Here is a 26,209-nt window from a genome sequence, read left to right on the forward strand (position 1 = left end):
CCAGTCCTAAGGGTAAGTTATCCACGTGTTACTGAGCCGTACGCCATGAATATAAATTCATTCAACTTGCATGGCTTAATCGAATCCCAATAGCAGTATCTTCCGCCAGGATCAAACGGATTTACACAATTATTTGTAAATCAGTCTTATCATAGCAGATATTTGTATTTACACACTGTTTTTATCTTCTCTTTAGAAGTATTGTTTGTAAACAAAATAAAGGATTATAAATAATTCATTATTATTTATTGGCAGTGAATATAATTAATTAATTATATACTCTTTACCACATCATGTATTGTTATACATTCGCTTAACGTACATCAAACTAAATCATTCATTTCTCATCAGTTGACAAGATTGAACTTTGTTTTAGTTCTCAAATAAAATTTATAGCTACAATTGGAAATGCAACTTTCATAACATCAGAACTTGTTGTTCTTTATGTTCAAGTTATCACCGTTTTGTGTTGTAGCACATATTATTACCAACGAACCAAACCTAACAATTTTATTAGAATTTATTGCACTATTTTAGTTATCATGATAATTTACGTATATTATATATGCAAATTAGGCATACCTCATAGGATTTGAAACTTTTTTAGGGATATTTTTTCCTATATAATATACATGTGGTTGAAAACATCTTAAAGTGAGTTATCGAACTAAGATGTTTTGTTGTTTTTTTGAACATTTTTTAATATTTTTTAGTTTTTATTATGATTTTTTATAATTTTATTTTTTCTAGTTTTTATGCATATTTTTTATAATTTTTTACATTTTATGTTTAAAAATTATGTATTAATTTTTTTATGTTTTTGTATTTTTTCGTAATACTTTTGATAGGTTTATATATTAGTTATACTTAAATTAAGTAGTAATAAGTTTAATATAAAATGTATTACTAAATTGTTATTTTAAGACAAAAAAGTAATACAATAGAAAAAAAATCATTTTTTTATCACATAAATTTGTGCTGGGAGGTTTATTTATTATGGATATTGAAATTATACAACCAAATAAAGATGACATTATAAAGTATGATGTTAAAAATTTTCTATTTAAGATGGTAAAATACTGCTATGATCTTGACTATGTTGCAGAATATCATTATGATATAGTGGATCTTGAAAAATATTACATAGACCCTGAAAATAGTAACATCTACTTAGCAATTGATACTAATAAACAACAAGTAATTGCATCATGTGCTATACGAAATTATGATCGAGATTATAAAGTTAAAAATAGAACATATAGCAAAGATGATACAGCAAGTATTCATCGTATGTTTGTACATCCTGATTATAGACATCAAAAAATAGGATCAAAACTAATTAAATGTCTTGAAGAATTCTGTATAGAAAAACAATACAATCAACTATACCTTCACACTTATGAAAGTAGTTATGGAGCATTATCTTTCTGGTTATATAATAACTTTAAAATAACATATCATACCCATGATGAAGATGGTACTATTCACATGGAAAAAATCTTAAATCATAACACATACAATGAAGATGGAAATATTAATCTTAAAGAAACAGTATCCACATAAAAAAAAATTTTCTACACCTCTTTTTTTTATAAATAATAAAAAATTTAGTATTATAACATAAAAACTATACCATAACATTTAAATATAATGTTAGTAATATATTATATTGTACTATTTTAAAACAATTAAAAACATTATTTAATTTGTTATATATATGCAGGGGTGCCCGAGCTGGCCAAAGGGGGTGGACTTAAGATCCTCTGGCGTAGGCCTACGTGGGTTCGAATCCCATCCCCTGCACTAACTATTAAAAAAAAAACTTTTTTAAATAAAATAAAATACTGTACAAAAAAAAACTATTTATCTAAAATAATGCCTTAGTGGCTCAGGGGTAGAGCGATGCCTTGGTAAGGCATAGGCCGGGGGTTCAATTCCCCCCTAAGGCTTAAATTTTTCAAAAGAAAAAAAAAATAATTAATTACTACTTTTTTATTATGCAGGGGTGTCCGAGCTGGCCAAAGGGGGTGGACTTAAGATCCTCTGGCGTAGGCCTACGTGGGTTCGAATCCCATCCCCTGCACTAACTATTAAATAACTACTTTTCAAAAAAAAATATTAATAATAAAAAATTTACTTCACTTATTTTATAATAAACATTTTATTAAATTAATTAAACTTATATATTAACCTATTTTTTTATAAACTTAGAAAAAGAAATATAGTAAGTACAAAAAAAAACTTTTATAATTTTAAAATATAAAAAAAAACTTGAAAGATAATTATGTCAAAAACGCAGATAACAGATATTCTTATACTAGGAATGATTTCAGGAATAGTAGCACTACTAACATCCATGCTTGGTGTAAGTGGTACAATCATCGGATCCGTACTATCATCTATTATCGCAGAAGTAATGAAACGATACCTGAAAGATCCAGTAACAGACAAAATATCTGAATATGAAAAACAACACCAAATCGAAGAACAACAACATACATTCCAACAACAAGAACAATACATTCCACATAAACAAACAATACAAAATAACTATCATCCAACAACCACAACACATAATGATTCAAAAATTTCAACAAAAATACTATTTATCTTCCCACTAATTGTAATACTAATAATTGAAGTAATACATTTCCTTGCAAAAGTTGGATTCATACCAATAGATATATTCTACACACTAGAATCAGTAACAAACTGGCAACTACTAAGAACCATAGGATATGCACTTGTTGTAATGGGATTCTACCCACTACTATCTAAAAATCTTGAATCAAAACATGGAATACTACTAATTATAGTTGGAATAATAGAATTAATCTTTGGATACGCAGATACAAGCGGTAATGCATCAATGATATACTCACTACTAAGCTCACTATCAGATTACATAAACATAGCAATTATACTAGCAATTCTATACACAGTACTAACAATACCATCAGAAGATACACAAAATAAAATACCAAACTATAACGCTAAAGCACATGTCCAAAAACAAACATACCAAGAATACAATCCTGGTAATAATATACAACAAGAATTTAAAAACAATAACTACAAATTCAAAAATAGCAAATACAAACAAAATCAACAACCAAGACGCAGACGACAAAATAGACCACAAAGAAAAGAAGATTCAATTGATTATTACATGGATGAAGATGATTACTTCTAAAAAAAAATTGGAATTGTATGAAAAAAAAGAAGATTTAAAGAGATCAAATATTAACCTCCCCTTTTTTTTTAATTTATTTTTTTTTTACTTATTTTCAAGATATGCATTAATAACTCCACGACCACTATTTCTAAATGCTCGTGCAACACCACCTTGTCCTAGTTTTATTCCACCAAAAATACGTGAAACCATAATCATATAACCATCAAGATTATATTCATGTAACAGTTCAAGTAAAACACGACCAGGAGATCCTACCTCACCATCATTACGTGATACATCAACACCATCTACAATTGCAGCATAACAGTGATGTGCAGCTTTTTTATACTTTTTATTATGAATTTTCTGAATATTTGTAACATCATCATCTAAATTATCTATCTTATATAAATGTGCATAAAATTTAGATTTACGATCAACCATTTTACCTGCAAGTAATTCTTCTACCATTAATAATACCTCCCCATATTTTTTTTTAAAATGTTAAAAAAAAAAGTTATTTCTTTTATTAATTAATTTATATTAGAAATTTTTTTTAAAGCATATTTTTCTTTCTCTTAGATAATATGTTTATCTTATCTTGCATATATAAAAAAGATTTATATAATTAAAAGTTATAGATAAAAAATTAAAGAATAAAAAACAATACGTTTGTATTAAAAAAGAGGAATTAGAAGAAAGATGCCTAAAAACATAAAAAATAATACACTTAAAGAAATACTAGATATCATCCTATATGAAGCACCATCAACACAGGATGAAATAGCTGAAAAACTAAATATAAGTAGAAGATATGTTACTAAACTTCTTAAACCCCTAATAGATGAAGATATTATAAAAAAAGCATATGTTGTTGATATTAAGAAGTTTAATGAAATGTCAGAAAACTATGAAACAGAAAACTCAGCACCAGAATATTCAGGAGAATTTTTCATAAAAGAAATGTTAAAAGATATGGGAGAACAAATACTAAAACAATTTGACTGGTCATTTGAAGCTCTTAAAAACAAGGATGTGACACTTGCACATAAAGCATTAAATGAGGATAAAACAACAAATCATATGTATAATAAAATTAGATCATCTACTGATACTGTAATATCACTTGATCCATACTTCGAATTTAACAACACTATAATGTTTAATGAAATAGCATATGATATGGAACGTATTGGTGATCATATCTGTCATATACCAAAGTTTGTAATTGAAGAAAATAAACAAGTACAAAAACCTGTTCTTGATGCACTTGAGGAAATGTATAATATATCACGTCATATGTTTAAAAAAGCTGTTCAAAGTTTTCTTAAACGTGATTTAAACATTAAAGAGAAGATGGACAGATATGAAGAAGATCTTACTAATTATCAGAAACTTGCAACTAAAAGAATTTCAAGTCAAATGACAAAAGATGATATTAATAAAAATAATTCAACATATTATCTGGTACTATTTCGTGTAGTTAAGTCTTTTGAACGTATTGGTGATATTTCAATTGAAATAACAGAGGCTTCAACACAGTTTTATCTTGAAAAGAAAAACTTAAATTAGGTATTTAATGTTTTTACATCTTTTTTTATTTTATTTACTTTTTTTACTATTTTTATAATTTTTTTAACAATTTTTAAGTGAATTATTTATGAGATTTTAATATTTTAGTATGTGTTGTTCACTTTTTAGTATTATGTTAGTTTTTTTTGTTCTCATTTTATGTATTTATCATTTCATGTTTTATTCACATCTTTTTGTTATTTTTTCACTTTTTGTGTATATGTTTTATTTTTTTATTTCCATATTTTGGTACTAAATCATCAATTTTTTCACTTTTTATGAACTTTTATTCCATATTTATGTACCCTTTATATAGTATATCTAAATATAACATTAAAATAACCCTAACCCCCCTTACATATAACCTTCAAAAAAAATAATTTCATAAAAAAATATATCGGTAATGAAATTAATTCTAAGATGGAATATAAAAAAAAGAACCTACCATCACCCTTAACCCCCTTTTCTATCCATTTCATACACCCAAAAAAAAAGATATAGGATAAAATTAGAAAAATGAAACAAAAATATAAAATAACAATACTATCTCTCATCATAATTATAATAACACTATTTATGATATTTACCCCAGGAATAGCTAAACACAAAAATATAGCAGTTGTAGGATCCTCATCAGTACAACCTGTAGCTGAAAAACTATCTGAAGAATACACACAACAACATCCTTCATATAAAATAACAGTACAAGGTGGAGGATCTACCATGGGACTAAATAGTATAAAGAAAAACTCAGCACAAATTGGAACATACTCAACAACACTAGATGATAATCCCCAAATAAAACAAACAAAAATAGCAACAGATGCCATAGCAATAATAACAAACACAAAAAATAACCTAGATGACTTAACACAACAACAAATACAAGACATATTCACAGGAAAAATAACCAACTGGAAACAAGTTGGAGGAGAAGATGCACAAATACATGTTATAACACGAGAAGCAGGATCAGGAACACGAGATGCAATCGAAAAACTACTAATGAATAACACAAACTTTAAATCAGATGCAATAGTTCAAAGTTCAACAGGATCACTTATAAAAACTGTAGAATCAGACCCTAATGCTATAGGATATGCTTCATTATCAGACCTTAAAAAAGATAATAATGTAAAACAACTAAATGTAGATGAAATAACACCAACAGTTGAAAATGTTAAAAATAACAAATACCCAATAACAAGACCATTTTTATTCCTAACAAACTCAACACCATCAAATGAAACACAACAATTCATAGACTGGACATTATCAGAAGAAGGACAAAAAATAATAGCAGATGAAGGATTAATACCTGTAAACTAAAAAAGGTGACTCAAACATGAACAAACTACATGAAAACATAATAGAAAAATCTCTAAAAATAATATCAATACTTGTAATTTTAGCAGTACTTTTAATTATTTCATTCATAATAGTTGAATCAATTCCAGCAATACAAAAAATAGGATTTATTGAATTCATCTTCGGCAGTGTATGGGATCCTAAACATGATATTTATGGTGTACTTCCAATGATTACATCAACACTTATTATGATTACAATCTCATTAATAATTGCAATTCCATTATCTATTGGATGTGCAATTTTCACAACACAATATGCAAATAACTTCATGAGAAAAATTTTAAAGCCAACAATTCAAACACTAGCAGGAATTCCTTCTGTAATATATGGTTTTTTTGGACTTGTAATTATAGTTCCATTTATTCGTGAAAATATAGGAGGTTCAGGTTTTAGTCTTCTTTCAGCATCAATAATTCTTGCTATAATGATACTTCCAACAATAATTACAATATCAGAAGATTCACTAAAAGCTATACCTGAAGATTTCTATGAAATTTCCTATGCTCTTGGTGCAACAAAATTACAAACTATACGAAAAGCTATACTACCCTCAGCTCTTCCTGGTATAATAACTGCCATAATACTAGGTCTTGGTCGTGCAATTGGTGAGACTATGGCTGTTATAATGATTGCAGGAAATGTAGCTGAATATCCAACATCAGTACTTTCACCAGTCCGAAGTCTTACATCTAATATAGCACTTGAAATGGGTTATGCTATTGATCTTCATTATAATGCACTTTTTATGACAGGACTTATTCTCCTTGTTGTAATTATGATTCTTATTGCAATAGCCCAGTATGTTCAAAATAAAAATAAACTTGAAGGTATGTGAATTATTATGAATTTAAATATAAAATTTCAAGATAAACTTGCTAAGTATATATTTTGGAGTATTGGAATATTTACAATACTCATACTTGTCACTATAATAGGTTACATATTTATAAATGGTATTGGATATGTGACACTAGATTTTATTTTAACTTCTCCTAAAGATTTTGGAGCTAGTGGTGGAATTCTTCCAATGATTATATCAACAATATATGTAACATTTTTTGCAATACTTATATCAACACCACTTGGAATTGCTGTTGCTGTTTATCTTCATGAATACACCCAAAAAAGTCATTTAACTGAAACTATTAGGTATGCATTAAAACTTCTTGCATCATTACCTTCAATAATTTTCGGATTATTTGGACTTATATTTTTTGTTGAATTCATGAATCTCGGATGGTGTGTTCTTTCAGCTTCATTAACACTTGCATTAATGGCTCTTCCAACAATAATACAGACTACCGAAAATGCTCTTGATGCAATACCAGAATCATACAAAGAAGCCAGTCTTGCTCTTGGTGCAACAAAATTTGAAACAATTATTAAAGTTATTATACCAGCAGCTATACCTGCAATAACTACAGGAATTATACTTGCAATAACTCGTGCAATTGAAGAAACAGCAGCTGTAATGTATACTGTTGGATCATCAACAGCAATACCTTTATCAATATTTGATCCTGCAAGACCATTACCATTACATATTTACATGCTTGCAACAGAATCTGTATCATTAAATAATACTTATGCTACAGCAGTAGTTTTAATACTACTTATATTAATTATAACATTTACAACAAACTATCTTGTTGAACGTCAACAAAGAAAACTTAAAGGAGAATAGTTTAATGTCTGAAAATATGATAGATGTAAAAAACTTAAATACCTACTTTAACTCAACACAAATACTTAAAAATATAAATATAAACATCAAACCTAATACAGTTACAGCATTAATAGGACCTTCAGGATGTGGTAAATCAACATTTCTAAGAACTCTTAATAAAATGAATAATCTGACACACACATTTAAAATGACAGGTGAAATTACAATAGATAATGAACCATTTGAAAATATAGATGATGTAGCTTTACGAAAAAAAGTAGGAATGGTATTTCAAAAAGCTAATCCTTTTCCTAAATCAATTTATGAAAATATAGCTTATGGACTAAGAATTCATGGAATGAAAGATGAAGATAAAATAAATGACATAGTTATAAAAACATTAAAAGATGTGGCTTTATATGATGAAATAAAAGATGATATTCATCGTAGTGCTTATAAACTATCAGGAGGACAACAACAAAGACTCTGTATAGCACGAAGTATAGCTGTATCTCCAAAAATTATACTAATGGATGAACCATGTTCAGCACTAGATCCAATTTCTACACTAAAAATAGAAGACTTAATCTATGAACTTAAAAAAGATTACACAATTATCATAGTAACACACAACATGCAACAAGCTACTCGTGTATCTGATAATACAGCATTCTTTTTAAATGGTGAAATTATAGAAATTGGAGATACAAATGAGATATTTCTACATCCTAAAAAACAAGAAACTGAAAATTACATAACAGGAAAATTTGGATAAAAAAAAAGATTATATGAGAAGAATTTAAAAAAAAGGGTTGGCAAATAAAATGTATGAAATACGAATAAACTTCCAAAAACAACTTAAAAAACTTAAAAACGACTTAATTAAGTTAGATGATGAAATAATTAAAAACTTTAAAAAATCAATAAATCTATTTAAAACATATGATGATAACATCTTTAATGAAATAAAATCTGAAATAAAAAAAATTAAAAGTGATAATAAAAATATAGAAGAAGAATGTTTAGAACTTCTTGCAACACAACAACCACTAGCGTGTGATTTAATATTTATTGAAAACTGTATGAAAATATCATCTAATCTAAGTGATATAACACGTCTAACATTTAATATAACAAAAACTGCAAAACAACTTCAAAAAGATAAAATTTCAAAAAAACCTTTAGATACTATAATGAAAATGTCAGAAGATGTAGAAAACATGCTTAATAATTGTGTTAAAGTATTTTTAAATCAGGATAAAACTAAAGCATTAGAAATTAAACAAAATGATGATGTGGTTGATGAATATTTTGATAAGTTTATAATTAATATAAAAAATACAATAAAACAGAAGCCTGAAACTGTTAATACTCTTATATCATTTCTACTAGTAGGACGGTATCTTGAACGTATGGCTGATCGTGCAGAAACTATTGCTCTTATCACATTCCAAGTATAAAACGTTAAAAAAAAATAGGAAGAGATCTATTTTAATCAATTAGAAGACTCCGTAAAATTTTATTAAAAGAAAAAAAAATATTATAAAATCTAACTCTTCCTTTCTTTTATCTTTTTTTTTATTATTCTTTGTTTGGTTCTGAAATTATATCAGTTTTTTCAAGTTTAAATATTACAGGTCTTAGACCATCATTACAACATACTATTGCTACTCCTGGTTTTCGTATCCAATCATTGTAGTAAAATAGATTTTCATCTACTCCATGTGCTAATGCAAATACGTATTGGTAAATTGCTTTCCATGCTTCATCACAAAATCCTTCTGGTTTTGCATAGTCTGCATAAAATATCTCTCCTTCTTTTAGTAGTGGACAGGTTGAAAAGTTTTCAATTCCATATTCTTCTGCTAGATCTTCTTGTTTTGTTGTTTTTAAAACTGTTATTTTTACTTTTTTCATCATTTTATATTTTTCTCTCCTTCCTATTTTTTTTGGTGATTTCTAGTTTATTATATTTATACTTTTTTTTATTAGATATAATATTCATATTCATTTTTTGTAATATTTTTTGAATATACTGAAATTTTTCATAAAAAAATAAAAATAATTCACATAATTATTGTTAAGAATAATTAAAAATATCATCAATTAAATAAAGAGTAAAATATAAAACATGTAAAATTATAAAAGCTAAAAATAAAATAAAAAGGGGAGTTTATGTAAATTAAGAATTATTCATCTTTAAGTATTGCTGTTGCACGTCTTGCAGCCCAACATTGTACACAAATTGCAACAGGAAGACCAGCTGTATGAGTATCTGCAAGTTCAACATTTACACCAAGTGTAGTTGTCTTACCACCAAGTCCCATAGGTCCAATATCTGTATCATTTGCTATTGTTTTAAGTTCTTCTTCAAGTTTTGCTAATCTTGGATCACTATTTGACTCATTTATTGGTCTTAATAGTGCTTTTTTTGCAAGTTTCATTACCATATCAGATGATCCACCAATACCTACTCCAAGCACTGTTGGAGGACATGGTTTTCCACCAGCTTTCAGTACAGATTCTTCAAAGAATTTCTTAATTCCATCAATACCTTCACCTGGAAGTAGCATTTCAAGACGATTATTATTTTCTGACCCAAATCCTTTAGGAAAAACAGTTATTTCAAGTGTATCAGTATCTGTTAGTTCTACATTAATTTGTGGTATGTCTTTTCCCACATTGTTTCCTGTATTTTTACGTGTTAGTGGATCTACCACATTTGTTCTTAGTGGAACTTCTTTAGTTGCTTTTTTTACACCATCAATAATTCCTTGATGTAAGTTTTCAACTTTCACATTTCCAAGTTTAACAAATATGATAGGAAGACCAGTATCCTGACACATTGGAAGTGATTTTTCCTCAGCTATTTGTATATTTTTAAGAACAGTTTCAATATTAAGACGTGCAATTTCTGATTCTTCATTTTCATAAGCTGCTTTTAAGGCTTCCTTAATATCATCAGGTAAAACAATTGCAGCCTCACGATATAAATCACATACAGTATTACAAATTTCTTCTTGTGTTATCATAAAAAAAAGATTCCTCCCAGAAAAATTTCTCTTTTAATTATATAAAATAAATAATGTTAAAAATAAATAAAAAAATTGTCTTTTTTTTAAAAAAATTTTATATTTCTATTACATAACTATAATATACTATTTATATTTATAACTGATAACTAAAATAAATTTATATTTCATATTCATAATAAAAAAAAAAAGAAAGTGAGTAAATTAAAAAAATTCACCTAAATATCTCAAATATACTTATATTAAAGAAAAATCTAAACAAGCATCTTCTGAAGCAAATTACTTTTAAACTTTTTCATTAATTCTATTTGTTTTTGATTTAACCTAAGTTTCTCATCAAAGATTACTAATAAATTACCAATTTTTATTTGATCTTCCATTATTGGAAATACTACTAAACATTGTTTTAGATCTTTTATATTTATAATTGGCATAGTATTATATAATGTTCTTTTACATAGTTCTCTTTGAAATGAGTCTGTTTTTATATATTGATTTAAATAATCTGGATTAATTTTTTCATCTGCTCTTATTAATGAAATATTAACATAATAGGTATAATCTTCATTTTCTTTTAGAATGTTTGATTTTCCTACGGTTCCTACTCTTGTTAAAAATATATCATTTTTTTGAGTTTTCATTTTATACTTATCATATTCTTCTTTTTTAATAAATTTAGTAGTTTTTGAAAAATCATGAATGTCTTTAACACTTATAAATTTGATTCCATTTTTAACATAGTTAGGAGTTTTATGAATTCCATCACCAATTTCAGCTATTTCATCTAATTTTTTTACATCCCATTTATTTTGAAATATTTTACTTTCTACTTCTGAAATATTTTCAGGATATAATTGTTGTAATATTATCTTCTTTGATTTTTTGATAACATTATATTTTTGTTCCATTAAGGATATTTTAGTATCTATTTTTGATAATAGACTCACAATTCGTTTTTGTTCATCTAATGTTGGAAAATAAATTTTCATTTCTTTAATTACTGGTAATCTTAATGAATCAACAGTAGCTTTTAGTGAATGTTTTAATGCATGATGTAAAAAATTTTTTTGAAGATAATAATAAATAAATTTTCCTTCCACATTTTTAAAATCACTAATTTTATATACACGTTGATGATAATCAAATTTTCCATTAACATAATGTAATATTTTACCAATTTTTCCTTCACCTGGAATTAAGATAGCTTCACCATCATATGAATATGAATTTATATGTTCTATATTTTTTAGATCGAACATAAAAGGGATATTTACCATTAGGATCATTATCTTTTAAGTTTTTACTACCTGTAGTTATTGATGAGATATCACCTAATTTTTGAAGTTTCCATTCATCATTATATTCTTTAAAGCGTAGAAATGGTATATTTTTTAAATATTTAGGTTTTTCTTTAAGATTTATATTTTTTTTAGAAAAATTCTTAGAAAAAATGGTTTTCTAGCAAGTAACCATGTTTTTTTGGTTCATTTTGAAGTCTCTCTTAGTTTTTGAGAAAATTCAAGTAAATATTCTAAGATTATTATATGTCTTCTAAAAAAACTGGAAAATAAATTAAAATAAAAAAATTAAAATTTATAATGATAGTTATATTATTTTCTTATTAAACTATTTTTCGTGCTTTTTCTAATTATATTTTTAAAAAACACTTTCTTATTTCTCTTTAAAGTAATATATCTATCTTAATAAAAACCAAAATATCTTTTAGTAGGTTATTAAAAAAAAGAGATTAATTTTTTATTAAAATAAATTTTAAACAAATTAAAAGTAGAATTTATTAAATTAAATAACAAATTTTATTATAATTCAAAAAATAGGATTTATATAATCAAAATAATTAATTTAATAAGCAATTATATTAACTTAGAAGTATTAACTTTGTAATTGAATCTTTATAATATAAAAATTTAATCAAGGATAACAAACTTTATCTATCAAATAAAAGTTTATATAATAGATGTTTCCTTTTCATGTAAAAAAAAATATTTAAGTGGGGGTGGTGGTGATGGGTGTGAGGAATAAAAACATATTATAATTTAACAATTTTTAAAAGTTTCTTTTTAATGTTTTATTCTTCCTCTTCAAGAAGTCCTAGTTCGCGACTTTGTTCATCTACAAACATTTGGATTATTTCTATTTCTTCTTCTTTTAAGTGTTTGAATCTTTTTTGTACTTTAAGGTATTCTTCTACTGGTAATTTTTCTTTTGGTTTTACTGTAATGTTTAGTTTTCCATGATCTATTTCATATAGTATCCATGCATGTGTATCTACAGCTAATTTACCTAGTTTAACTGTTTTTTCGTTAGGATATCCCCATCCGGTTGCACATGGTTGTAGTACGTGTATGTATGCAGGTCCTTTGATTTCTGATGCTTTTTTAACTTTATTCATTAGATCTTGTGGATGTGAGATACATGCTGTTGCTACATATGGTATTCCATGTGCTGCCATGATCATTGCCATGTTTTTCTTTGGCTTATTTTCTCCGAAGCTTACTTTTCCTGCTGGAGTTGTGGTTGTTGATGCTCCAAATGGTGTTGAACTACTTCTTTGAATTCCTGTGTTCATGTATGCTTCGTTATCATAACATATGTATATTATGTTTTGTTGTCTTTCCATTGCACCTGAGAGTGATTGTAGTCCAATATCACTTGTTCCACCGTCTCCTCCAAATACTACAACATTTGTATCTTCTTTTCCTTGTGCTTTTAATGCTTCTTCTACTCCACTTGCTACTGCTGGTGCGTTTTCGAATGCTACGTGAATCCATGGTATTTCCCATGAGGTTTCAGGATATGGTGTTGTTATTACTTCTAAACATCCTGTTGCTGATACAGCTACGGTATTTTTACCTAATGCTTTTAATGCGAGTCTTACTGCTATTGTTGCTCCACATCCTGCACATGCTCTGTGTCCTGGTGCTAGGTATTCTGTTTTATCTATATCATCCATCATCATTTTTATATCCCTTCTCTTAGTCCTATCCATTCAATATCTTTTGTTGGATTTTCTGTTTTTGTTATGATTTCTTCTATATCTTCAGGTGTGATGTCACGTCCTCCAAGTCCTATGATATAGCCGTATGTTTCATTATCTACTGATGATTTTACATCTGCATATACTGCTCCTCCTGCTGAGAATGATACGTCTTTATCTAGTACTGCGAGTTTTGCATCTCCTACTGCATTTTGTAATGCTTCTTTTGGGAATGGTCTGTATGATCTTATTCTGATAAGTCCTACTTTGTTTCCTGCTTCACGTTGTTCATCAATTACATCTTTGATTGTTCCACAGATTGATCCCATTGCTATTAGTATGATGTCTGCATCTTCGGATTTATATTCTTCAATTAATCCGTATGTACGTCCGAACATTTCACCGTATTCTCGTCCTACTTCTTCAATTACTTCTTTGGATTTTTCCATTGCTACTTCTATAGCATATCTTAATTCAAGGTAGTAGTTTGTGTCTGCTAGTGTTCCTTGAGACATTGGATTTTCAGGATCTAATGAAAAGTGTGTGATTTCATATTTTGGTAGGAATGAATCTACTTCTTCTTGTGAGAGTATTTCTACAGGATCTACTGTGTGTGTTAATATAAATCCATCAATACATACCATTACAGGTAGTGATACTTCTGGGTTTTCTGCAATTTTGTATGCTTGTAGTACTGTATCGAATGCTTCTTGTCCTGTTTCTGCATATAGTTGGATCCATCCTGCATCACGTTCGGATATTGAGTCTTGTTGATCGTTCCATATGTTAATAGGAGATGAAAGTGCACGGTTAGCATCAGCCATTACGATAGGTACTCTCATTCCTGCTGCTGCAAATACAGGTTCGTGCATGTATGCAAGTCCTTGACTTGATGTTGCTGTAAATACACGTACTCCTGTTGCTGCTGCTCCTATTGCAGCACTCATTGCTGAGTGTTCTGATTCTACACGTATGTAGTTTGCATCTAATTCATCATTTGCTATGTAGTCTGCTAGTTTTTCTGATATTTTAGTTTGCGGTGTAATTGGATATACAGGTATTACGCTTGGTTTTGCTTTTTTTACTGCTTCTGATACTGCTTCTGCAGATGATATTACTTTTACTACCATTGTTTATTCCCTCACCATTTTTATTGCTTTTACTGGACATTCTTCTGCACATATTCCGCATCCTTTACAGAAATCATAGTCTGCTATAAAGTCTTCTCCTATACATCCGTCTGGGCAGAATAGGTAGCATATTCCACATGATATACATTTTTCACTATCTGGTTCTGGTCTGAATGTTCTCCAGCTTCCGGTTTTGTTTCGTCTTGTACTTCCCGGTTCTTTAACAGCTGCGCCTATTGATACCATTGTTATTATTCTCCCTTTATAATTTTATTCTTATTCTATACTTTGTTCGTATATAAATTCTGTAGCTTTTACGTTTTTATCTGCTACTTTTCCTTTAAATGTATCTTTTATTATTTTAAGTAGTGAATCAAGTGATACTACATTTGTTTTTGCAGCAAGGAATCCTAACATTGTTGTATTTACAATATCTCGTCCTAGTATGTCTAATGCTATTCCTGTTGCATCTACTGTGTATGTGGTTGTATCCATTAATGATTCTATTTCTTCACGTTTTGAATTTATTAGGATTGCTCCGTCATCTTGTAATCCTGATGTTAGATTTACCACATTTGCTAGTGTTTCATCTAGTACTACAACATATTCTGGATTGTAGATTTGGTATCTTCTTCTTATTGGTTCATCACTGATTCTTGTAAATGCAGTTACTGGTGCTCCTCTTCTTTCTACACCAAATGATGGAAATGCCTGAGTATATTTTCCTTCTTCAAATACTGCTTTTGCTAATATTTCAGCTGCAGTTACGGATCCCTGGCCTCCACGTCCATGAAATCTTATTTCTATCATTGAATTTATTCCTCCAACTCATCTCATTGTGAATCATTTTCTTATAATTTTTCCTACTTTTTGAAAAAAAGAGAATTTTTTTTTGTAGTTATTTTTATCCTGTTTATCAATTTTTTTTAGGATTTTAAAAACTTTTTTTTAAATATAATTTTCTTCTTTTTTCCTTTTAGTATTATAAAAAAACGTTTTCTTTTTTATGTTTTAATTTTTTATTATTTTTAGTTAAAAAAAAATCTTATTTTGAAATTTTCTATTTTATACATACTAAAAAAAATAATTAATAATGTTAAATCATTATGTTTTATATTACTTTTTATATTTTCCATTATATTTATAATTGTAGTATAAATTTAATTGACAAACATTAAAATTTAAAAAAAAATAAGAAAAAAAATAAAAAAATAAAATACACTATATAAATAAAACAAAAAAATTAACAGAAAAATACCATTAAAACCTATATAAAAATAAAAAATGTTTAATATAAATATGAAAAAATAGAAGATAATACTAAAAATATTCCTAAAAATAATAAAACCCCGATTTATTAAATAAATAAAAAACAAATATTAAATAACTAAAACAAATTTATAATAATTTAAACCTATAAACAAAAATTAGCATTATATTATTATATTAAAAAGAAATACTCTGGAGGATAGGAGTGATACATACATGAAAATACTAATAATAACAGGACAACTAGCAACTCCATTAATACACAAAAACCTAGAACACTACACAGAACATGAAATATACATAAAAACACTACCAATAAAAATAGCATCATTCATAACACCAAAAATGATCACATACTACCTAAAAGAAAAAAACATGATCACAAACATAAAAGATACAAAGACAATACCACTAGATCAAATAGATATAATCATAACACCAGGACTTATGCAACAAGATGCACAACTAATCACACAATCATTAAACATACCAGCATATAAAGGACCAACCAACGCAGCAGACCTAATACACACACTAAATATAGTAAATAAAATAACACTATCAACCACAAAACCTGCAAATATACTAATACGTGATGAACAATACAAAGAAGCACTAGAAATAATACACAATTCAAATAAAATAAATGAAAAAACCCAAAGTCTACTTAAAAAAGAATCCAACTTCCAAATTAAAAACATACCACTAGGACTTGATTTTCCAATGCGTGTTCTAGGTGAAATTGCAAATGCAGTAGAACTTACAGATGATCAACTACTAAAAAAAGCCCAATACTACATTGAAAGTGGAGCTGACATGATAGATATAGGAATGCATGCAGGAGAAAACAATCCAGATAAAGCATACCATATGATAAAACTAATTAAAGATAATTTTAGCATACCTGTAAGTATAGATACACTAAATCCACATGAAATAAAAAGAGCACTAACAGCAGAATGTGACCTAGTATTAAGTGTTGATCATGGAAACTATGAGGATGTAAAAAAAGATATTAAAGATCATAACATACCAGCTGTAATATTACCAACAAATTATAAACATAACAAAATACCAACCACACCAGATGATAAAATAAAACAACTAAACAAGCTTGATAAACTATGTAGTGGTATTACAACAATAGCAGATCCACTACTTGATCCAATAAATAGTCCATCAATAACTGAGTCAATCATAACATGCTATAAATACCGAGAAATAAATCCACTTAAACCACTATTTTTTGGAGTGGGAAATGTAACAGAACTACTAGATACAGATAGTAACGGGGCAAATGCAGTATTAAGTGGTATTGCAATGGAACTAGGTGTATGTATACTATTTACACCAGAAGCAAGTCTTAAATGTAAAGGAAGTATAAAAGAATTAAAAACAGCATCAAACATGATGTACATAACCAAACTTCATAATAGCATACCAAAAGATCTTGGAATAGACTTAATAAACTATAAAGATCACTACAAAAAAGAAGACATAGACATAAATACAAATAACATACCAGAAATTGAAGCTGTAGCTGATGGAAAATTTATACCAGATACAAAAGGAAGCTTTAAAATCATACTAAAAAATAAGAAAATAAATGCAATACTATACCAACAAAACACCAAAAAAGCTGTAATAACAAGTACAAGTGCACGTGCAATATATGAAGAAATACTAAGACGTAACCTTATAAGTCGAATGGAACATGCAGCATATCTTGGAATGGAACTTGAAAAAGCAGAGATAGCACTAAAACTTGATAAACAATACATACAAGACTTCCCAATATTTAAATAACATAGTTATATAATTACTAAAACACAAAAATAAACAACATATTATAATATAAATTTAATAATAGGAGACATAATACAATTGACAGAAAATGTTTGTACACAATGTGGAAATAAACATATAGTAATAAACCGTAAATATAACGGACAAAAACTTTGCAGTCACTGTTTTAAAGAATCAATAGAAAAACAAGTACTAAAAACAATAAAAAAACAAAAACTCATAACAAAAAATGATAAAGTACTCGTAGGACTCTCCGGAGGAAAAGACAGCGTAGCACTCCTAAAAATACTAAATATCCTAAAAGAAAAAAACATAATAGAACTTGAAGCTGTAACAATAGATGAAGGAATAGGCGGATACAGAGAAGAAGGCATAAGAATAGCAAAACAAACAGCAGAAAAGTTAGGTGTAAAACATCATATAGTATCATTTAAAGACAAATATAACTTCACAATAGATGACATAATGGAATATCAAAAAACAGTTGATAAACCACAACATGCATGTACCTACTGTGGAGTATTTAGAAGACAAATATTTAACCAAGTAGCACGAGAAATTAAAGCAACCAAACTTGCAACAGGACACAACTTAGATGATGAAACACAAAGTATCATGATGAACTACCTTGAAGGAAATATAAATAACATGGTACGAATAGGATACAAAACAGAATCAAGTGATGAACGTTTTACCCAGAAAATTAAGCCACTACGTAAAATACCTGAAAAAGAAATAGGATTATATGTTGTTGAGTCAGGATTTGAAGTACACTTTGATGGATGTCCATATGCACATGAATCATTCCGTATGGAAATAGGAGACTTTATACGAGATGCAACACTTAAACATCCAACAATCATGTATTCAACACTAAATGGATTTGAAAAAATAAGACCAGCAATAAAAGAACAATACCTAAAACAACAAACAGGAAAACCAAATGGAACATGCAAAAAATGTGGAGAACCAGCATCCCAGGACATATGTAAAGCATGTAAGTTTCTTGAAGAAATACAACAACAACTAGGAGTCTAGAAAATAATGCAAATAGAACTAAAAAATAAAAAAGAAACAAAAACATTAAAAATAGATGAAAATACAACCGTAGAAGATGTATTAAAACTTGAAGAAATTCCAATAGAAACAGTGGTTGTAAAAGTAAATGGACAAACTGTAACAGAAGATGAAATATTAAATGACTCTGATGTTATGGAAGTTATAAAAGTAATATATGGAGGATAAGAAATTCCTCTTTTTAGATAAAAAAAATTATTAACCACCAAACTATCTTTTTTTTCTTTATTTTATTATTTTTTTAAGATCCACTATGAACTCATCAATATGTTCTTTTTTTATATGTGGCATTATGACAAGTCTTATTGCATGAGGAATTTCTGATACTGATACACTCCAACCATATTTAAGAAGTTCTTCTTTTAATGAATTAACATCCATACTTTTTACATTAAATGAAAGCAAATTTAACTCATAATCACGCACACATACATCTTCAATTTTTTTAAGATTCTCATATGTATAACGAGTTATATTCATCACATTTTCAACAATTCTAGTATAACCATCCATCCCATAATGTTTAAGAAGTGTCCATATTGCAGCAGTTGAAGCACCACTACGTGTTCCAACAATTGTCGTTTGAAAATCATGTGTAAGATATGGAGTTTTAATTGATAAAAGATCCAAATCCTCCTTATTTCTAAATATTATTCCACCACACTGAATAGGTGCAAGTCCCATTTTATGAGGATCAATTGTAATTGATGTTACACCACGACATTTAAAATCAAAAAGAATCTCATGATTTTGTATATTATTTAGAAATGGTATTACAAATCCACCAAATGCTGCATCAACATGAAGAGGAATATTATGTTTATATGCAATTTCAGATATTACATTTATATCATCCACATATCCAAGTTCTGTAGTTCCTGCAATTGCTACTATCACCATAGTATTTTCATTTATTAATTCTTCAAGTTGTGTTGTGTCAATATGATAGTTATCTGTTAAATCTACATACACTGGTTTTAATGATAGCATTTTAATTATCTTATTAAATGAAAAATGAGCACTTCGTGGAAGGATAATTTCAGGTTTAAGCTTTGGGTTTTCTTCTTTGAATTTATATAATGCACTACACATAGCTGTGATATTAGCCTCTGTTCCCCCAGTTACTATGTGTCCATATGCTACTTTTAGATGTAAAAGCTCACCTATCATACTTATTACTTCAGATTCAAGTTGTGTTGTTCCTTTAAATAGTCCTGGATCTCCAAGGTTTGTTATGATAAATTTCTTATATGCTTCTAATCCAATAGGATCTGGTATTGTACACATAGAACCTAGAATACGTCCTGATTCATAGGTCATATCATTATCTTGTATTTTATCTAGGTAATTGAAAATATCTTCATCATCCATATGATTTAAATTCAAAAAATTTAACCTCCCAAAAAATAAGTTTTTTTTTCTTGTTATTACATATTTTTATAAGAAATCATTAAAATAAGTAGTATGTTTTTTTATTATAAGTAGTTGAATTTTTCACTCCAAATAAAATAAGTGGTTAAATTAGTGAGTCTAAAAATTTGTTTAGATTTTGACATTTTCATAACTAACTTTGAAAATTATCAGGATAGAAATTATAGAATTTTCATCAAAAAAAAAGATTAAATATTGGAGATTTTTAATCTAAAACATAAGATTACCAATCCCAATCATATGTATATTCAGGTTCAGAATAATAAGGTTTAGAACTTTTACCTGCAGTATTATCATTATTTCTATTATTAGTACTAGTATTATTAGGTGTTTTACTAGTTGTAGAAGTATCATTATCATTATCATCTGAATGATCTTGTTTGCTAGTAGTTGTTTTTGTCACTGTTTTTGTTGTTACTGTTGTGGTATTATTATCTGTTGATAATATGAATATAGTCCTTCTGATGATTTATTATATGATACATTATCTTTTTTTACTGGAGTTACATTTGCTGTGTTAATAACTTCCATAAATTGTTGTTCTTGTTGTTGAAATGTTTGAGTTTGATTTGTGTCATTAGTAGTGTTATCTGTTGTATTTGAACCTGTATTTGTAATATATACAGCTATTGATAAATTATAATTTGGATCTTCATATTTTTGACAATTTGGATTTGATACATTAGGAGTAATATTATCTGCTGGTACTTCACATTCAATACCAGACATTGTAAGATTATCATAAGTTATATTATTACTTAAATAAAAAGCAGAAACACATCCTATAATTGCAATTACAACAATAATAACCCCAATAACTAAGTTTCTTTCACGCATAAATAAAGTTACCTCTTATTTTGATTATTGTTAATTAATATATCTATCTGTAACTATGAAAATAAAAAAATATTTATTAAAAAAATAGATAATTTAAAAAAAAAGATTTATAAGGGGAGATGATGTTTTTGTGGAATCATTCATTTTTTTCTACTCTGAACTTCCACCTGATGAGGAACTACTACTTCCACTTGATGAACTTGATCCTCCTGATGAACTTCCAGATGATCCACTAGATGATGATCCTCCACTATGACTACTTCCACTACTATGTGATGATGAGCCTGATGATTGTTTTGCATTTGAACTACTAGAGCTTGATTTTGTTGTTGGTTTGCTATTTTTTGTGTTTGTTACTTGTGGTGTGTTTTGAGTGGTTGTTGATTGATTTATTATGGTTGTATTATTTGACTCTGTCATGTTTACGTTATTGTTTGAATCTACTTTTATTGATGGATCTATTTGTAGAGTTTGTAGTATGTGTATTAGTACTTTTTTATTGTTTGTTTTTATGATTATGTTTTGTCTAGTTTCATTATCATAGTGATAGTAGCTATATATTCCATTAGATGATTTGTTGAATGTTACATTATCTTCTGTTTGTGTTGTTATGTTGTGTTGACATTCAGTTTTTATTTTGATAAATTGTTGTTCTTGTAGTGTTAGATTTTCTGTTGATATTGTTGTTGTGTTATTGGTATTGTTAGTTTTTGGTGGTGCTGTGTAGTTTGATGTGTTTGTAAATACTAGTATTGTCAGATTACATTTTGGATCATTGTATGATTGATATTCTGGATTATCTACAAGTGGTGTCATGTTGTCATTTGGTACTTCACATGTCATACCATTTAATGTTAAATTTGTATAGCTGGTATGATCTGTTAGTACGTATGCTGTTGCTAATCCTATTAGTGCAATTGTAGCAATTATTATTAAAAGAAGAACATTTTTTGCTTTCATTTTATATTTCATACCCTTGTTATGTTATTTTTTTTAGAAAAAATTAGAAAAAAATATTTTCTTTTTTTTTGTATTATTTTTTTTCCTTATTTTTTGTATTATAATAATTAGTTTTGTTTTTAATAAATTATCAACTTTTAGGATAAAAAAAATAATTATTTAAAAGTTAGTTTTCTTAAAAAAAAGAAAGGTGTTTAGGGGTAGTGAAGAGTGTTTATTCTCTCCCTTTTTTATTAATAAGAGATGGTGTTTAGTTTCCTTTTAGTGCTTTTTTTGCAGCTTCAAGCATGATTTTTTTCTCTACTTTTGCTACGAGTTTTCTTATTGTTGGTACTGCATCTGTATTTGCTGAGATACTGTCTATTCCTGCTTCTACTAGTTTTTCAACTATTTCAGGTTTACTTCCTGCTTGTCCACAGATACTTGTTGTAACTCCTGCAGCTTTACATTTTTCAATTACACTCATTAGTAGTTTTAGTACTGCTGGGTGTGCTTCTGTGTAGTGTTTTGCTACAAGTTCGTTGTTACGATCTAATGCTAGTGTGTATTGTGTTAGGTCGTTTGTTCCAAAGCTTACAAAGTCAAGTCCTTCTGCTATGAAGTCTTCTATGATTATTGCTGATGCTGGTGTTTCTACCATCATTCCAAAGTCTATATCTTTGTGTGGTTCTAGTCCTACGGATCTTGCTATTTCTTTTGCTCTTCTTAGTTCTTCTGGTTTATGTAGTAGTGGTAGCATTACTCCGATGTTTGTGTATCCTTCATCTAGGAGTTTTTTAATTGCTTTGAATTCTGCTTTTAGTATGTCAGGTTGGTCGAGTTCTCGTCTGATTCCTCTCCATCCAAGCATTGGGTTTGCTTCATCAGGTTCGTTTTCTCCACCTTCAAGTGTTTTGAATTCATCTGTTGGTGCATCTAGTGTTCTGTACCATACTGTTTTTGGGTAGAATACATCTACTACTTTTAGTATGTTTTCAACTAGTACATTTACAAGTTCATCTTCTCGTCCTTCGTCTATGAATTTGTATGGTACGATTCCTGTTGCTAGCATCATGTGTTCGGTTCTTAGTAGTCCTACTCCATCAGCACCTGTAGCATATGCTTTTTGTGCTGCTTCTGCCATACTTACGTTTACTTTTACATCTGTTACTGTTATTAGTGGTGCGGATGCTGTTACATCTATTGTTGTTTCATCTTGTGCATCTTGGTTTGCTGTTTCGATTTCTCCTTCATATACTAGTCCTTTTTTACCATCGATTGTTACTTTGGTATTTTCTTCTAGTACTTCGGTTGCTTCTCCTGTTCCTGATACACATGGTATTCCAAGTTCTCGTGAGATGATTGCAGCGTGACATGTTACTCCACCTTCGTTTGTTATGATTCCATTTGCTCTTTTCATTGCTGGTACCATATCGGGTGTTGTCATGGTTGTTACTAGTATATCTCCATCTTGTATTTTATCAAGTTCATCTAGATCTTTGATTATTTTTACTGTTCCTGATACTATTCCAGGACTTGCTCCTAGACCACGTGTTATTATTACACGTTCTTCTTCATTTAATGATGGTTCATCTTCTACTTCTTTGATGTCATCTAGTGTTGTAATTGGACGTGCTTGAAGCATGTAAACATTACCATTTTCAATTCCCCATTCTGTATCCATTGGTGCATTGTAGTGTTTTTGGATAAGTCTTCCAAGTTTTGTTAGATTTGCAATATCACTTTTGCTTAATACACGTTTATCTATCATGTCTTCTGGTACTGGTACTTGTTCAGTTTTTCCAGTTTCAGGATCTTTTCTAAACATGGTTTTTTTAGAATTTATGATGTAACTTATTTCTTCATCATTTGCTTTATCATATCTGCATGTATCTGGTGTTACAGTTCCTGATACTACTCCTTCTCCAAGTCCCCATGCTCCTTCTATGAGCATTTCTTCAGCACCTGTTGATGGATCTACTGTGAACATTACACCTGCTTTTTCTGAATCTACCATTTGTTGTACTACTACTGCTATTAGTACTTCTGAATGATCAAAGTCATTTTCTGCTCTGTAGAATATTGCACGAGCTTCAAATAGTGATGCCCAACATTTACGTACATTTATGAGTACATCTTCGATTCCTGTGATGTTAAGATATGTTTCTTGTTGTCCTGCAAATGATGCATCAGGTAAATCTTCTGCTGTTGCTGATGATCTAATTGCAACAATTACATCTTCAATATCTACATCAATACATAATGCATTGTATGCTTCAATAATTACACGTTGTAATTCATCTGGTATTTCTGTGTTTATTATTAGATCTTTGATTTCTTCAGCTACTTGTTGTAGTTCTACTGTGTTGTTTATATCAAGATCTTCTAGCATGGAATTTATTTTATCTGCAATTCCTGTTTTTGTTATGAATTTACGGTAGGTTTCTGATGTTATTACAAAACCTGGTGGTACTGGTATTCCTGCATTTGTTAGTTCTCCAAGGTTTGCACCCTTTCCTCCAGCTACTGGAATATCGTCCTTACCTAAATCTCTAAAAAATTCAACATAGTTCATTCTATAACACTCTTCTTCATATTTTTTATATTATTATTTTTTAATATTTTTCTGTTATTTTTTGTATAATATTATATTTATACTTCATATACATTTAATTTTTATTATCATATTATTTTAAAAAAAATAGTTTTTCAAAAAAAAATCCATGTATAAAAAAAAAATAACTTTTATGTGTTTTTTATTTCCACTTATTTAAATTAGAGTTTAATATCTTTTTTTTACTATTAAATTATTTTAGTAAATTAAAATATAATATTCCATCTAAAAAAAAAATATTTTATTATATTTAAGAAAGATAGACTTAATTTAATAAATTTAAGAAAAAAAAATTAGATTCAAATAGTTTTAAAAAGAGGGGGTTTTTCAATAGTTTTTTATTTAGAAAAGGAGATGATTTAATTTTTTATTAAAAAAAAATGTTTAAAAAAAAGAATAAAATATTTTGATCCTTTCTTTTATATTTTTTTTATAAAATCCAATTCTAAAAAAAAGTAAGATAAATCTATTTTTTTATCTTAAAAAATAAATTTTCCTTAGAATTGAACGAGGTCTGCTCCTTTATCTACAACAATTCTGCAACTTACAGGTAATTTCATACCTGCACGGTTAAGTGCAACTTTTGCTTTTTCAAAGTCTTTAGCATTTACATATGCTGTGATAATTTTTTGGTTTGCACGTACTAAAGCTTCTGAACTTACAGCTTTACCAAATGCTCCTCTCATACCACTTTGTACCCTATCTGCACCTGCACCGGTAGCCATTGGGTTTTCACGTACTATGTGGTGTGGGTATGTTCTTATTTTTAATCTGTATCCCATTTTACCTGTGGTTCTTTGTAAGTATCTGTTTGCTGCAATCCTTGCTGCTTCTAAAGAATTGTGTGATAAGTGGGTGTGTTCTTTAACTTCTAATGTTACTTGTAATGGGAAGTCTTCTGATAAATTTCCCATATCATATTGTACAATTTTTGATGCTGGTATTTTTCTAATATAATCTTTTCTTGTGTATGGTCTTACCATTATTTTATCCTCCGTATATAAATAATAAAATCATTTTTTTTTATTATAAATTAAATGTGAAAAAAACCAATAAAATAATTCCATCTATAAATTATAATTCAAACTATGTATTAGCTTTTTTTATAATTTAAGTAGGTTTTTATGGGAAAAAAATCTTAATATTAATTTTTTTTATCCTTATATTAAAAAGTATGATTCCTATATCTGAAAATCATTATAAAGACTTATTTTTTAGATATTATATCTTAATCTTTTGATTTTCAATATATTCTCAAAAAAATTTTATTTATATAATAATTTCTTTATTTATAT

The 26,209-nt window shown here is 28.1% G+C and carries 25 protein-coding genes, 3 tRNA genes and 1 rRNA gene; 14 read left to right on the plus strand and 15 right to left on the minus strand.

The features are described from left to right. A 16S ribosomal RNA gene (locus MSCUN_RS02750) occupies positions 1 to 122 on the minus strand; the annotation flags it as partial. An 874-nt stretch (positions 123 to 996) separates the two neighbouring features. Here MSCUN_RS02750 and MSCUN_RS02755 point away from each other — a divergent pair. The 5 genes from MSCUN_RS02755 (at position 997) to MSCUN_RS08190 (ending at position 3,193) form a co-directional block, all read left to right on the plus strand. Beyond that, positions 997 to 1,563, plus strand: a complete 567-nt coding sequence (locus tag MSCUN_RS02755; protein ID WP_095608337.1) for a GNAT family N-acetyltransferase — start codon at positions 997 to 999, stop codon at positions 1,561 to 1,563. A 156-nt stretch (positions 1,564 to 1,719) separates the two neighbouring features. After that, positions 1,720 to 1,803, plus strand: a tRNA-Leu gene (locus MSCUN_RS02760). Between the two features lie 74 nt (positions 1,804 to 1,877). Next, positions 1,878 to 1,949: transfer RNA gene (locus MSCUN_RS02765), tRNA-Thr, on the plus strand. Positions 1,950 to 1,999: 50 nt separating this feature from the next. Beyond that, positions 2,000 to 2,083 (plus strand) — tRNA-Leu (locus MSCUN_RS02770). 201 nt (positions 2,084 to 2,284) lie between these two features. After that, the gene (locus MSCUN_RS08190; protein ID WP_095608336.1) at positions 2,285 to 3,193 is read left to right on the plus strand and encodes a hypothetical protein; all 909 of its coding nucleotides are present in this window, start codon (positions 2,285 to 2,287) and stop codon (positions 3,191 to 3,193) included. A gap of 84 nt (positions 3,194 to 3,277) precedes the next feature. On the opposite strand, the gene MSCUN_RS02780 is transcribed toward MSCUN_RS08190, so the two are convergent. Next, on the minus strand, positions 3,278 to 3,646 hold the full coding sequence (locus MSCUN_RS02780) for a YigZ family protein (RefSeq protein ID WP_095608335.1): 369 nt from the start codon (positions 3,644 to 3,646) through the stop codon (positions 3,278 to 3,280). A 231-nt stretch (positions 3,647 to 3,877) separates the two neighbouring features. On the opposite strand from MSCUN_RS02780, the gene MSCUN_RS02785 reads away from it, so the two are divergent. The 6 genes from MSCUN_RS02785 (at position 3,878) to MSCUN_RS02810 (ending at position 9,244) form a co-directional block, all read left to right on the plus strand. After that, positions 3,878 to 4,747, plus strand: a complete 870-nt coding sequence (locus MSCUN_RS02785) for a phosphate signaling complex PhoU family protein (protein ID WP_095608334.1) — start codon at positions 3,878 to 3,880, stop codon at positions 4,745 to 4,747. 516 nt (positions 4,748 to 5,263) lie between these two features. Beyond that, positions 5,264 to 6,076 (plus strand): phosphate ABC transporter substrate-binding protein, encoded by an 813-nt coding sequence (locus tag MSCUN_RS02790; protein ID WP_095608333.1) that lies wholly within the window; start codon positions 5,264 to 5,266, stop codon positions 6,074 to 6,076. A 16-nt stretch (positions 6,077 to 6,092) separates the two neighbouring features. Beyond that, on the plus strand, positions 6,093 to 6,953 hold the full coding sequence (gene pstC, locus MSCUN_RS02795) for a phosphate ABC transporter permease subunit PstC (RefSeq protein WP_095608332.1): 861 nt from the start codon (positions 6,093 to 6,095) through the stop codon (positions 6,951 to 6,953). A gap of 6 nt (positions 6,954 to 6,959) precedes the next feature. Beyond that, the gene (gene pstA / locus MSCUN_RS02800; RefSeq protein ID WP_095608331.1) at positions 6,960 to 7,802 is read left to right on the plus strand and encodes a phosphate ABC transporter permease PstA; all 843 of its coding nucleotides are present in this window, start codon (positions 6,960 to 6,962) and stop codon (positions 7,800 to 7,802) included. 4 nt (positions 7,803 to 7,806) lie between these two features. Then, positions 7,807 to 8,559, plus strand: a complete 753-nt coding sequence (pstB, locus tag MSCUN_RS02805) for a phosphate ABC transporter ATP-binding protein PstB (protein ID WP_095608330.1) — start codon at positions 7,807 to 7,809, stop codon at positions 8,557 to 8,559. A gap of 49 nt (positions 8,560 to 8,608) precedes the next feature. After that, entirely contained in the window at positions 8,609 to 9,244 is a 636-nt protein-coding gene (locus MSCUN_RS02810; protein WP_095608329.1) for a phosphate signaling complex PhoU family protein, read from the plus strand. 121 nt (positions 9,245 to 9,365) lie between these two features. Here MSCUN_RS02810 and MSCUN_RS02815 read toward each other — a convergent pair whose 3' ends face one another. From MSCUN_RS02815 to MSCUN_RS02845, 7 genes are all read right to left on the minus strand, one after another. Further along, on the minus strand, positions 9,366 to 9,704 hold the full coding sequence (locus MSCUN_RS02815; RefSeq protein WP_245837633.1) for a TIGR04076 family protein: 339 nt from the start codon (positions 9,702 to 9,704) through the stop codon (positions 9,366 to 9,368). A gap of 269 nt (positions 9,705 to 9,973) precedes the next feature. Continuing rightward, on the minus strand, positions 9,974 to 10,816 hold the full coding sequence (locus tag MSCUN_RS02820; RefSeq protein WP_095608328.1) for a fumarate hydratase: 843 nt from the start codon (positions 10,814 to 10,816) through the stop codon (positions 9,974 to 9,976). 254 nt (positions 10,817 to 11,070) lie between these two features. Then, on the minus strand, positions 11,071 to 12,075 hold the full coding sequence (locus tag MSCUN_RS02825; protein WP_170104011.1) for a restriction endonuclease subunit S: 1,005 nt from the start codon (positions 12,073 to 12,075) through the stop codon (positions 11,071 to 11,073). Between the two features lie 827 nt (positions 12,076 to 12,902). Continuing rightward, positions 12,903 to 13,787 carry a pyruvate synthase subunit PorB gene (porB, locus tag MSCUN_RS02830; RefSeq protein ID WP_095608340.1) on the minus strand — a complete coding sequence of 295 codons (885 nt, stop codon included), beginning with the start codon at positions 13,785 to 13,787 and terminating at the stop codon, positions 12,903 to 12,905. A gap of 8 nt (positions 13,788 to 13,795) precedes the next feature. Next, on the minus strand, positions 13,796 to 14,941 hold the full coding sequence (gene porA, locus MSCUN_RS02835; RefSeq protein ID WP_095608326.1) for a pyruvate synthase subunit PorA: 1,146 nt from the start codon (positions 14,939 to 14,941) through the stop codon (positions 13,796 to 13,798). A gap of 3 nt (positions 14,942 to 14,944) precedes the next feature. Continuing rightward, positions 14,945 to 15,187 (minus strand): pyruvate synthase subunit PorD, encoded by a 243-nt coding sequence (gene porD, locus MSCUN_RS02840; RefSeq protein WP_095608325.1) that lies wholly within the window; start codon positions 15,185 to 15,187, stop codon positions 14,945 to 14,947. 30 nt (positions 15,188 to 15,217) lie between these two features. Then, on the minus strand, positions 15,218 to 15,751 hold the full coding sequence (locus MSCUN_RS02845; protein WP_095608324.1) for a pyruvate ferredoxin oxidoreductase subunit gamma: 534 nt from the start codon (positions 15,749 to 15,751) through the stop codon (positions 15,218 to 15,220). Positions 15,752 to 16,426: 675 nt separating this feature from the next. On the opposite strand from MSCUN_RS02845, the gene MSCUN_RS02850 reads away from it, so the two are divergent. The 3 genes from MSCUN_RS02850 to MSCUN_RS02860 all read left to right on the plus strand — a co-directional run bounded on the left by MSCUN_RS02850 (position 16,427) and on the right by MSCUN_RS02860 (position 19,261). Then, positions 16,427 to 18,016 (plus strand): dihydropteroate synthase-like protein, encoded by a 1,590-nt coding sequence (locus tag MSCUN_RS02850; protein ID WP_095608323.1) that lies wholly within the window; start codon positions 16,427 to 16,429, stop codon positions 18,014 to 18,016. A gap of 78 nt (positions 18,017 to 18,094) precedes the next feature. Continuing rightward, positions 18,095 to 19,054, plus strand: coding sequence for a TIGR00269 family protein (locus MSCUN_RS02855; RefSeq protein WP_095608322.1), 960 nt, complete (start codon positions 18,095 to 18,097; stop codon positions 19,052 to 19,054). Between the two features lie 6 nt (positions 19,055 to 19,060). After that, complete coding sequence (locus MSCUN_RS02860) at positions 19,061 to 19,261, plus strand: MoaD/ThiS family protein (RefSeq protein ID WP_095608321.1); 201 nt, start codon at positions 19,061 to 19,063, stop codon at positions 19,259 to 19,261. A gap of 57 nt (positions 19,262 to 19,318) precedes the next feature. Here the strand turns inward: MSCUN_RS02860 and mfnA are convergent, their stop codons facing one another. From mfnA to rplJ, 6 genes are all read right to left on the minus strand, one after another. Next, entirely contained in the window at positions 19,319 to 20,464 is a 1,146-nt protein-coding gene (gene mfnA / locus MSCUN_RS02865; protein WP_095608339.1) for a tyrosine decarboxylase MfnA, read from the minus strand. Between the two features lie 283 nt (positions 20,465 to 20,747). Continuing rightward, positions 20,748 to 20,927, minus strand: coding sequence for a hypothetical protein (locus tag MSCUN_RS02870; protein ID WP_095608320.1), 180 nt, complete (start codon positions 20,925 to 20,927; stop codon positions 20,748 to 20,750). A gap of 11 nt (positions 20,928 to 20,938) precedes the next feature. Then, positions 20,939 to 21,361 carry a hypothetical protein gene (locus MSCUN_RS02875; protein WP_095608319.1) on the minus strand — a complete coding sequence of 141 codons (423 nt, stop codon included), beginning with the start codon at positions 21,359 to 21,361 and terminating at the stop codon, positions 20,939 to 20,941. A gap of 150 nt (positions 21,362 to 21,511) precedes the next feature. Continuing rightward, complete coding sequence (locus tag MSCUN_RS08380) at positions 21,512 to 22,321, minus strand: hypothetical protein (protein WP_180738335.1); 810 nt, start codon at positions 22,319 to 22,321, stop codon at positions 21,512 to 21,514. Positions 22,322 to 22,571: 250 nt separating this feature from the next. After that, positions 22,572 to 24,875 carry a phosphoenolpyruvate synthase gene (gene ppsA / locus MSCUN_RS02885; protein WP_095608318.1) on the minus strand — a complete coding sequence of 768 codons (2,304 nt, stop codon included), beginning with the start codon at positions 24,873 to 24,875 and terminating at the stop codon, positions 22,572 to 22,574. A gap of 536 nt (positions 24,876 to 25,411) precedes the next feature. Then, on the minus strand, positions 25,412 to 25,897 hold the full coding sequence (rplJ, locus tag MSCUN_RS02890) for a 50S ribosomal protein L16 (protein ID WP_095608317.1): 486 nt from the start codon (positions 25,895 to 25,897) through the stop codon (positions 25,412 to 25,414). Positions 25,898 to 26,209: the final 312 nt, after the last annotated feature.

It is taken from the genome of Methanosphaera cuniculi (assembly GCF_003149675.1).
Taxonomy (GTDB): Archaea; Methanobacteriota; Methanobacteria; order Methanobacteriales; family Methanobacteriaceae; genus Methanosphaera; species Methanosphaera cuniculi.

What these genes read in the sequence shown, in the direction of transcription:
- MSCUN_RS02755 (WP_095608337.1), top strand. Translation starts at nt 997, where the DNA reads ATGGATATTGAAATTATACAACCAAATAAAGATGACATTATAAAGTAT.
- MSCUN_RS08190 (WP_095608336.1), top strand. Translation starts at nt 2,285, where the DNA reads ATGTCAAAAACGCAGATAACAGATATTCTTATACTAGGAATGATTTCA.
- MSCUN_RS02780 (WP_095608335.1), bottom strand. Translation starts at nt 3,646, where the DNA reads ATGGTAGAAGAATTACTTGCAGGTAAAATGGTTGATCGTAAATCTAAA.
- MSCUN_RS02785 (WP_095608334.1), top strand. Translation starts at nt 3,878, where the DNA reads ATGCCTAAAAACATAAAAAATAATACACTTAAAGAAATACTAGATATC.
- MSCUN_RS02790 (WP_095608333.1), top strand. Translation starts at nt 5,264, where the DNA reads ATGAAACAAAAATATAAAATAACAATACTATCTCTCATCATAATTATA.
- pstC (WP_095608332.1), top strand. Translation starts at nt 6,093, where the DNA reads ATGAACAAACTACATGAAAACATAATAGAAAAATCTCTAAAAATAATA.
- pstA (WP_095608331.1), top strand. Translation starts at nt 6,960, where the DNA reads ATGAATTTAAATATAAAATTTCAAGATAAACTTGCTAAGTATATATTT.
- pstB (WP_095608330.1), top strand. Translation starts at nt 7,807, where the DNA reads ATGTCTGAAAATATGATAGATGTAAAAAACTTAAATACCTACTTTAAC.
- MSCUN_RS02810 (WP_095608329.1), top strand. Translation starts at nt 8,609, where the DNA reads ATGTATGAAATACGAATAAACTTCCAAAAACAACTTAAAAAACTTAAA.
- MSCUN_RS02815 (WP_245837633.1), bottom strand. Translation starts at nt 9,704, where the DNA reads ATGATGAAAAAAGTAAAAATAACAGTTTTAAAAACAACAAAACAAGAA.
- MSCUN_RS02820 (WP_095608328.1), bottom strand. Translation starts at nt 10,816, where the DNA reads ATGATAACACAAGAAGAAATTTGTAATACTGTATGTGATTTATATCGT.
- MSCUN_RS02825 (WP_170104011.1), bottom strand. Translation starts at nt 12,075, where the DNA reads ATGTTCGATCTAAAAAATATAGAACATATAAATTCATATTCATATGAT.
- porB (WP_095608340.1), bottom strand. Translation starts at nt 13,787, where the DNA reads ATGGATGATATAGATAAAACAGAATACCTAGCACCAGGACACAGAGCA.
- porA (WP_095608326.1), bottom strand. Translation starts at nt 14,941, where the DNA reads ATGGTAGTAAAAGTAATATCATCTGCAGAAGCAGTATCAGAAGCAGTA.
- porD (WP_095608325.1), bottom strand. Translation starts at nt 15,187, where the DNA reads ATGGTATCAATAGGCGCAGCTGTTAAAGAACCGGGAAGTACAAGACGA.
- MSCUN_RS02845 (WP_095608324.1), bottom strand. Translation starts at nt 15,751, where the DNA reads ATGATAGAAATAAGATTTCATGGACGTGGAGGCCAGGGATCCGTAACT.
- MSCUN_RS02850 (WP_095608323.1), top strand. Translation starts at nt 16,427, where the DNA reads ATGAAAATACTAATAATAACAGGACAACTAGCAACTCCATTAATACAC.
- MSCUN_RS02860 (WP_095608321.1), top strand. Translation starts at nt 19,061, where the DNA reads ATGCAAATAGAACTAAAAAATAAAAAAGAAACAAAAACATTAAAAATA.
- mfnA (WP_095608339.1), bottom strand. Translation starts at nt 20,464, where the DNA reads ATGGATGATGAAGATATTTTCAATTACCTAGATAAAATACAAGATAAT.
- MSCUN_RS02875 (WP_095608319.1), bottom strand. Translation starts at nt 21,361, where the DNA reads ATGCGTGAAAGAAACTTAGTTATTGGGGTTATTATTGTTGTAATTGCA.
- MSCUN_RS08380 (WP_180738335.1), bottom strand. Translation starts at nt 22,321, where the DNA reads ATGAAAGCAAAAAATGTTCTTCTTTTAATAATAATTGCTACAATTGCA.
- ppsA (WP_095608318.1), bottom strand. Translation starts at nt 24,875, where the DNA reads ATGAACTATGTTGAATTTTTTAGAGATTTAGGTAAGGACGATATTCCA.
- rplJ (WP_095608317.1), bottom strand. Translation starts at nt 25,897, where the DNA reads ATGGTAAGACCATACACAAGAAAAGATTATATTAGAAAAATACCAGCA.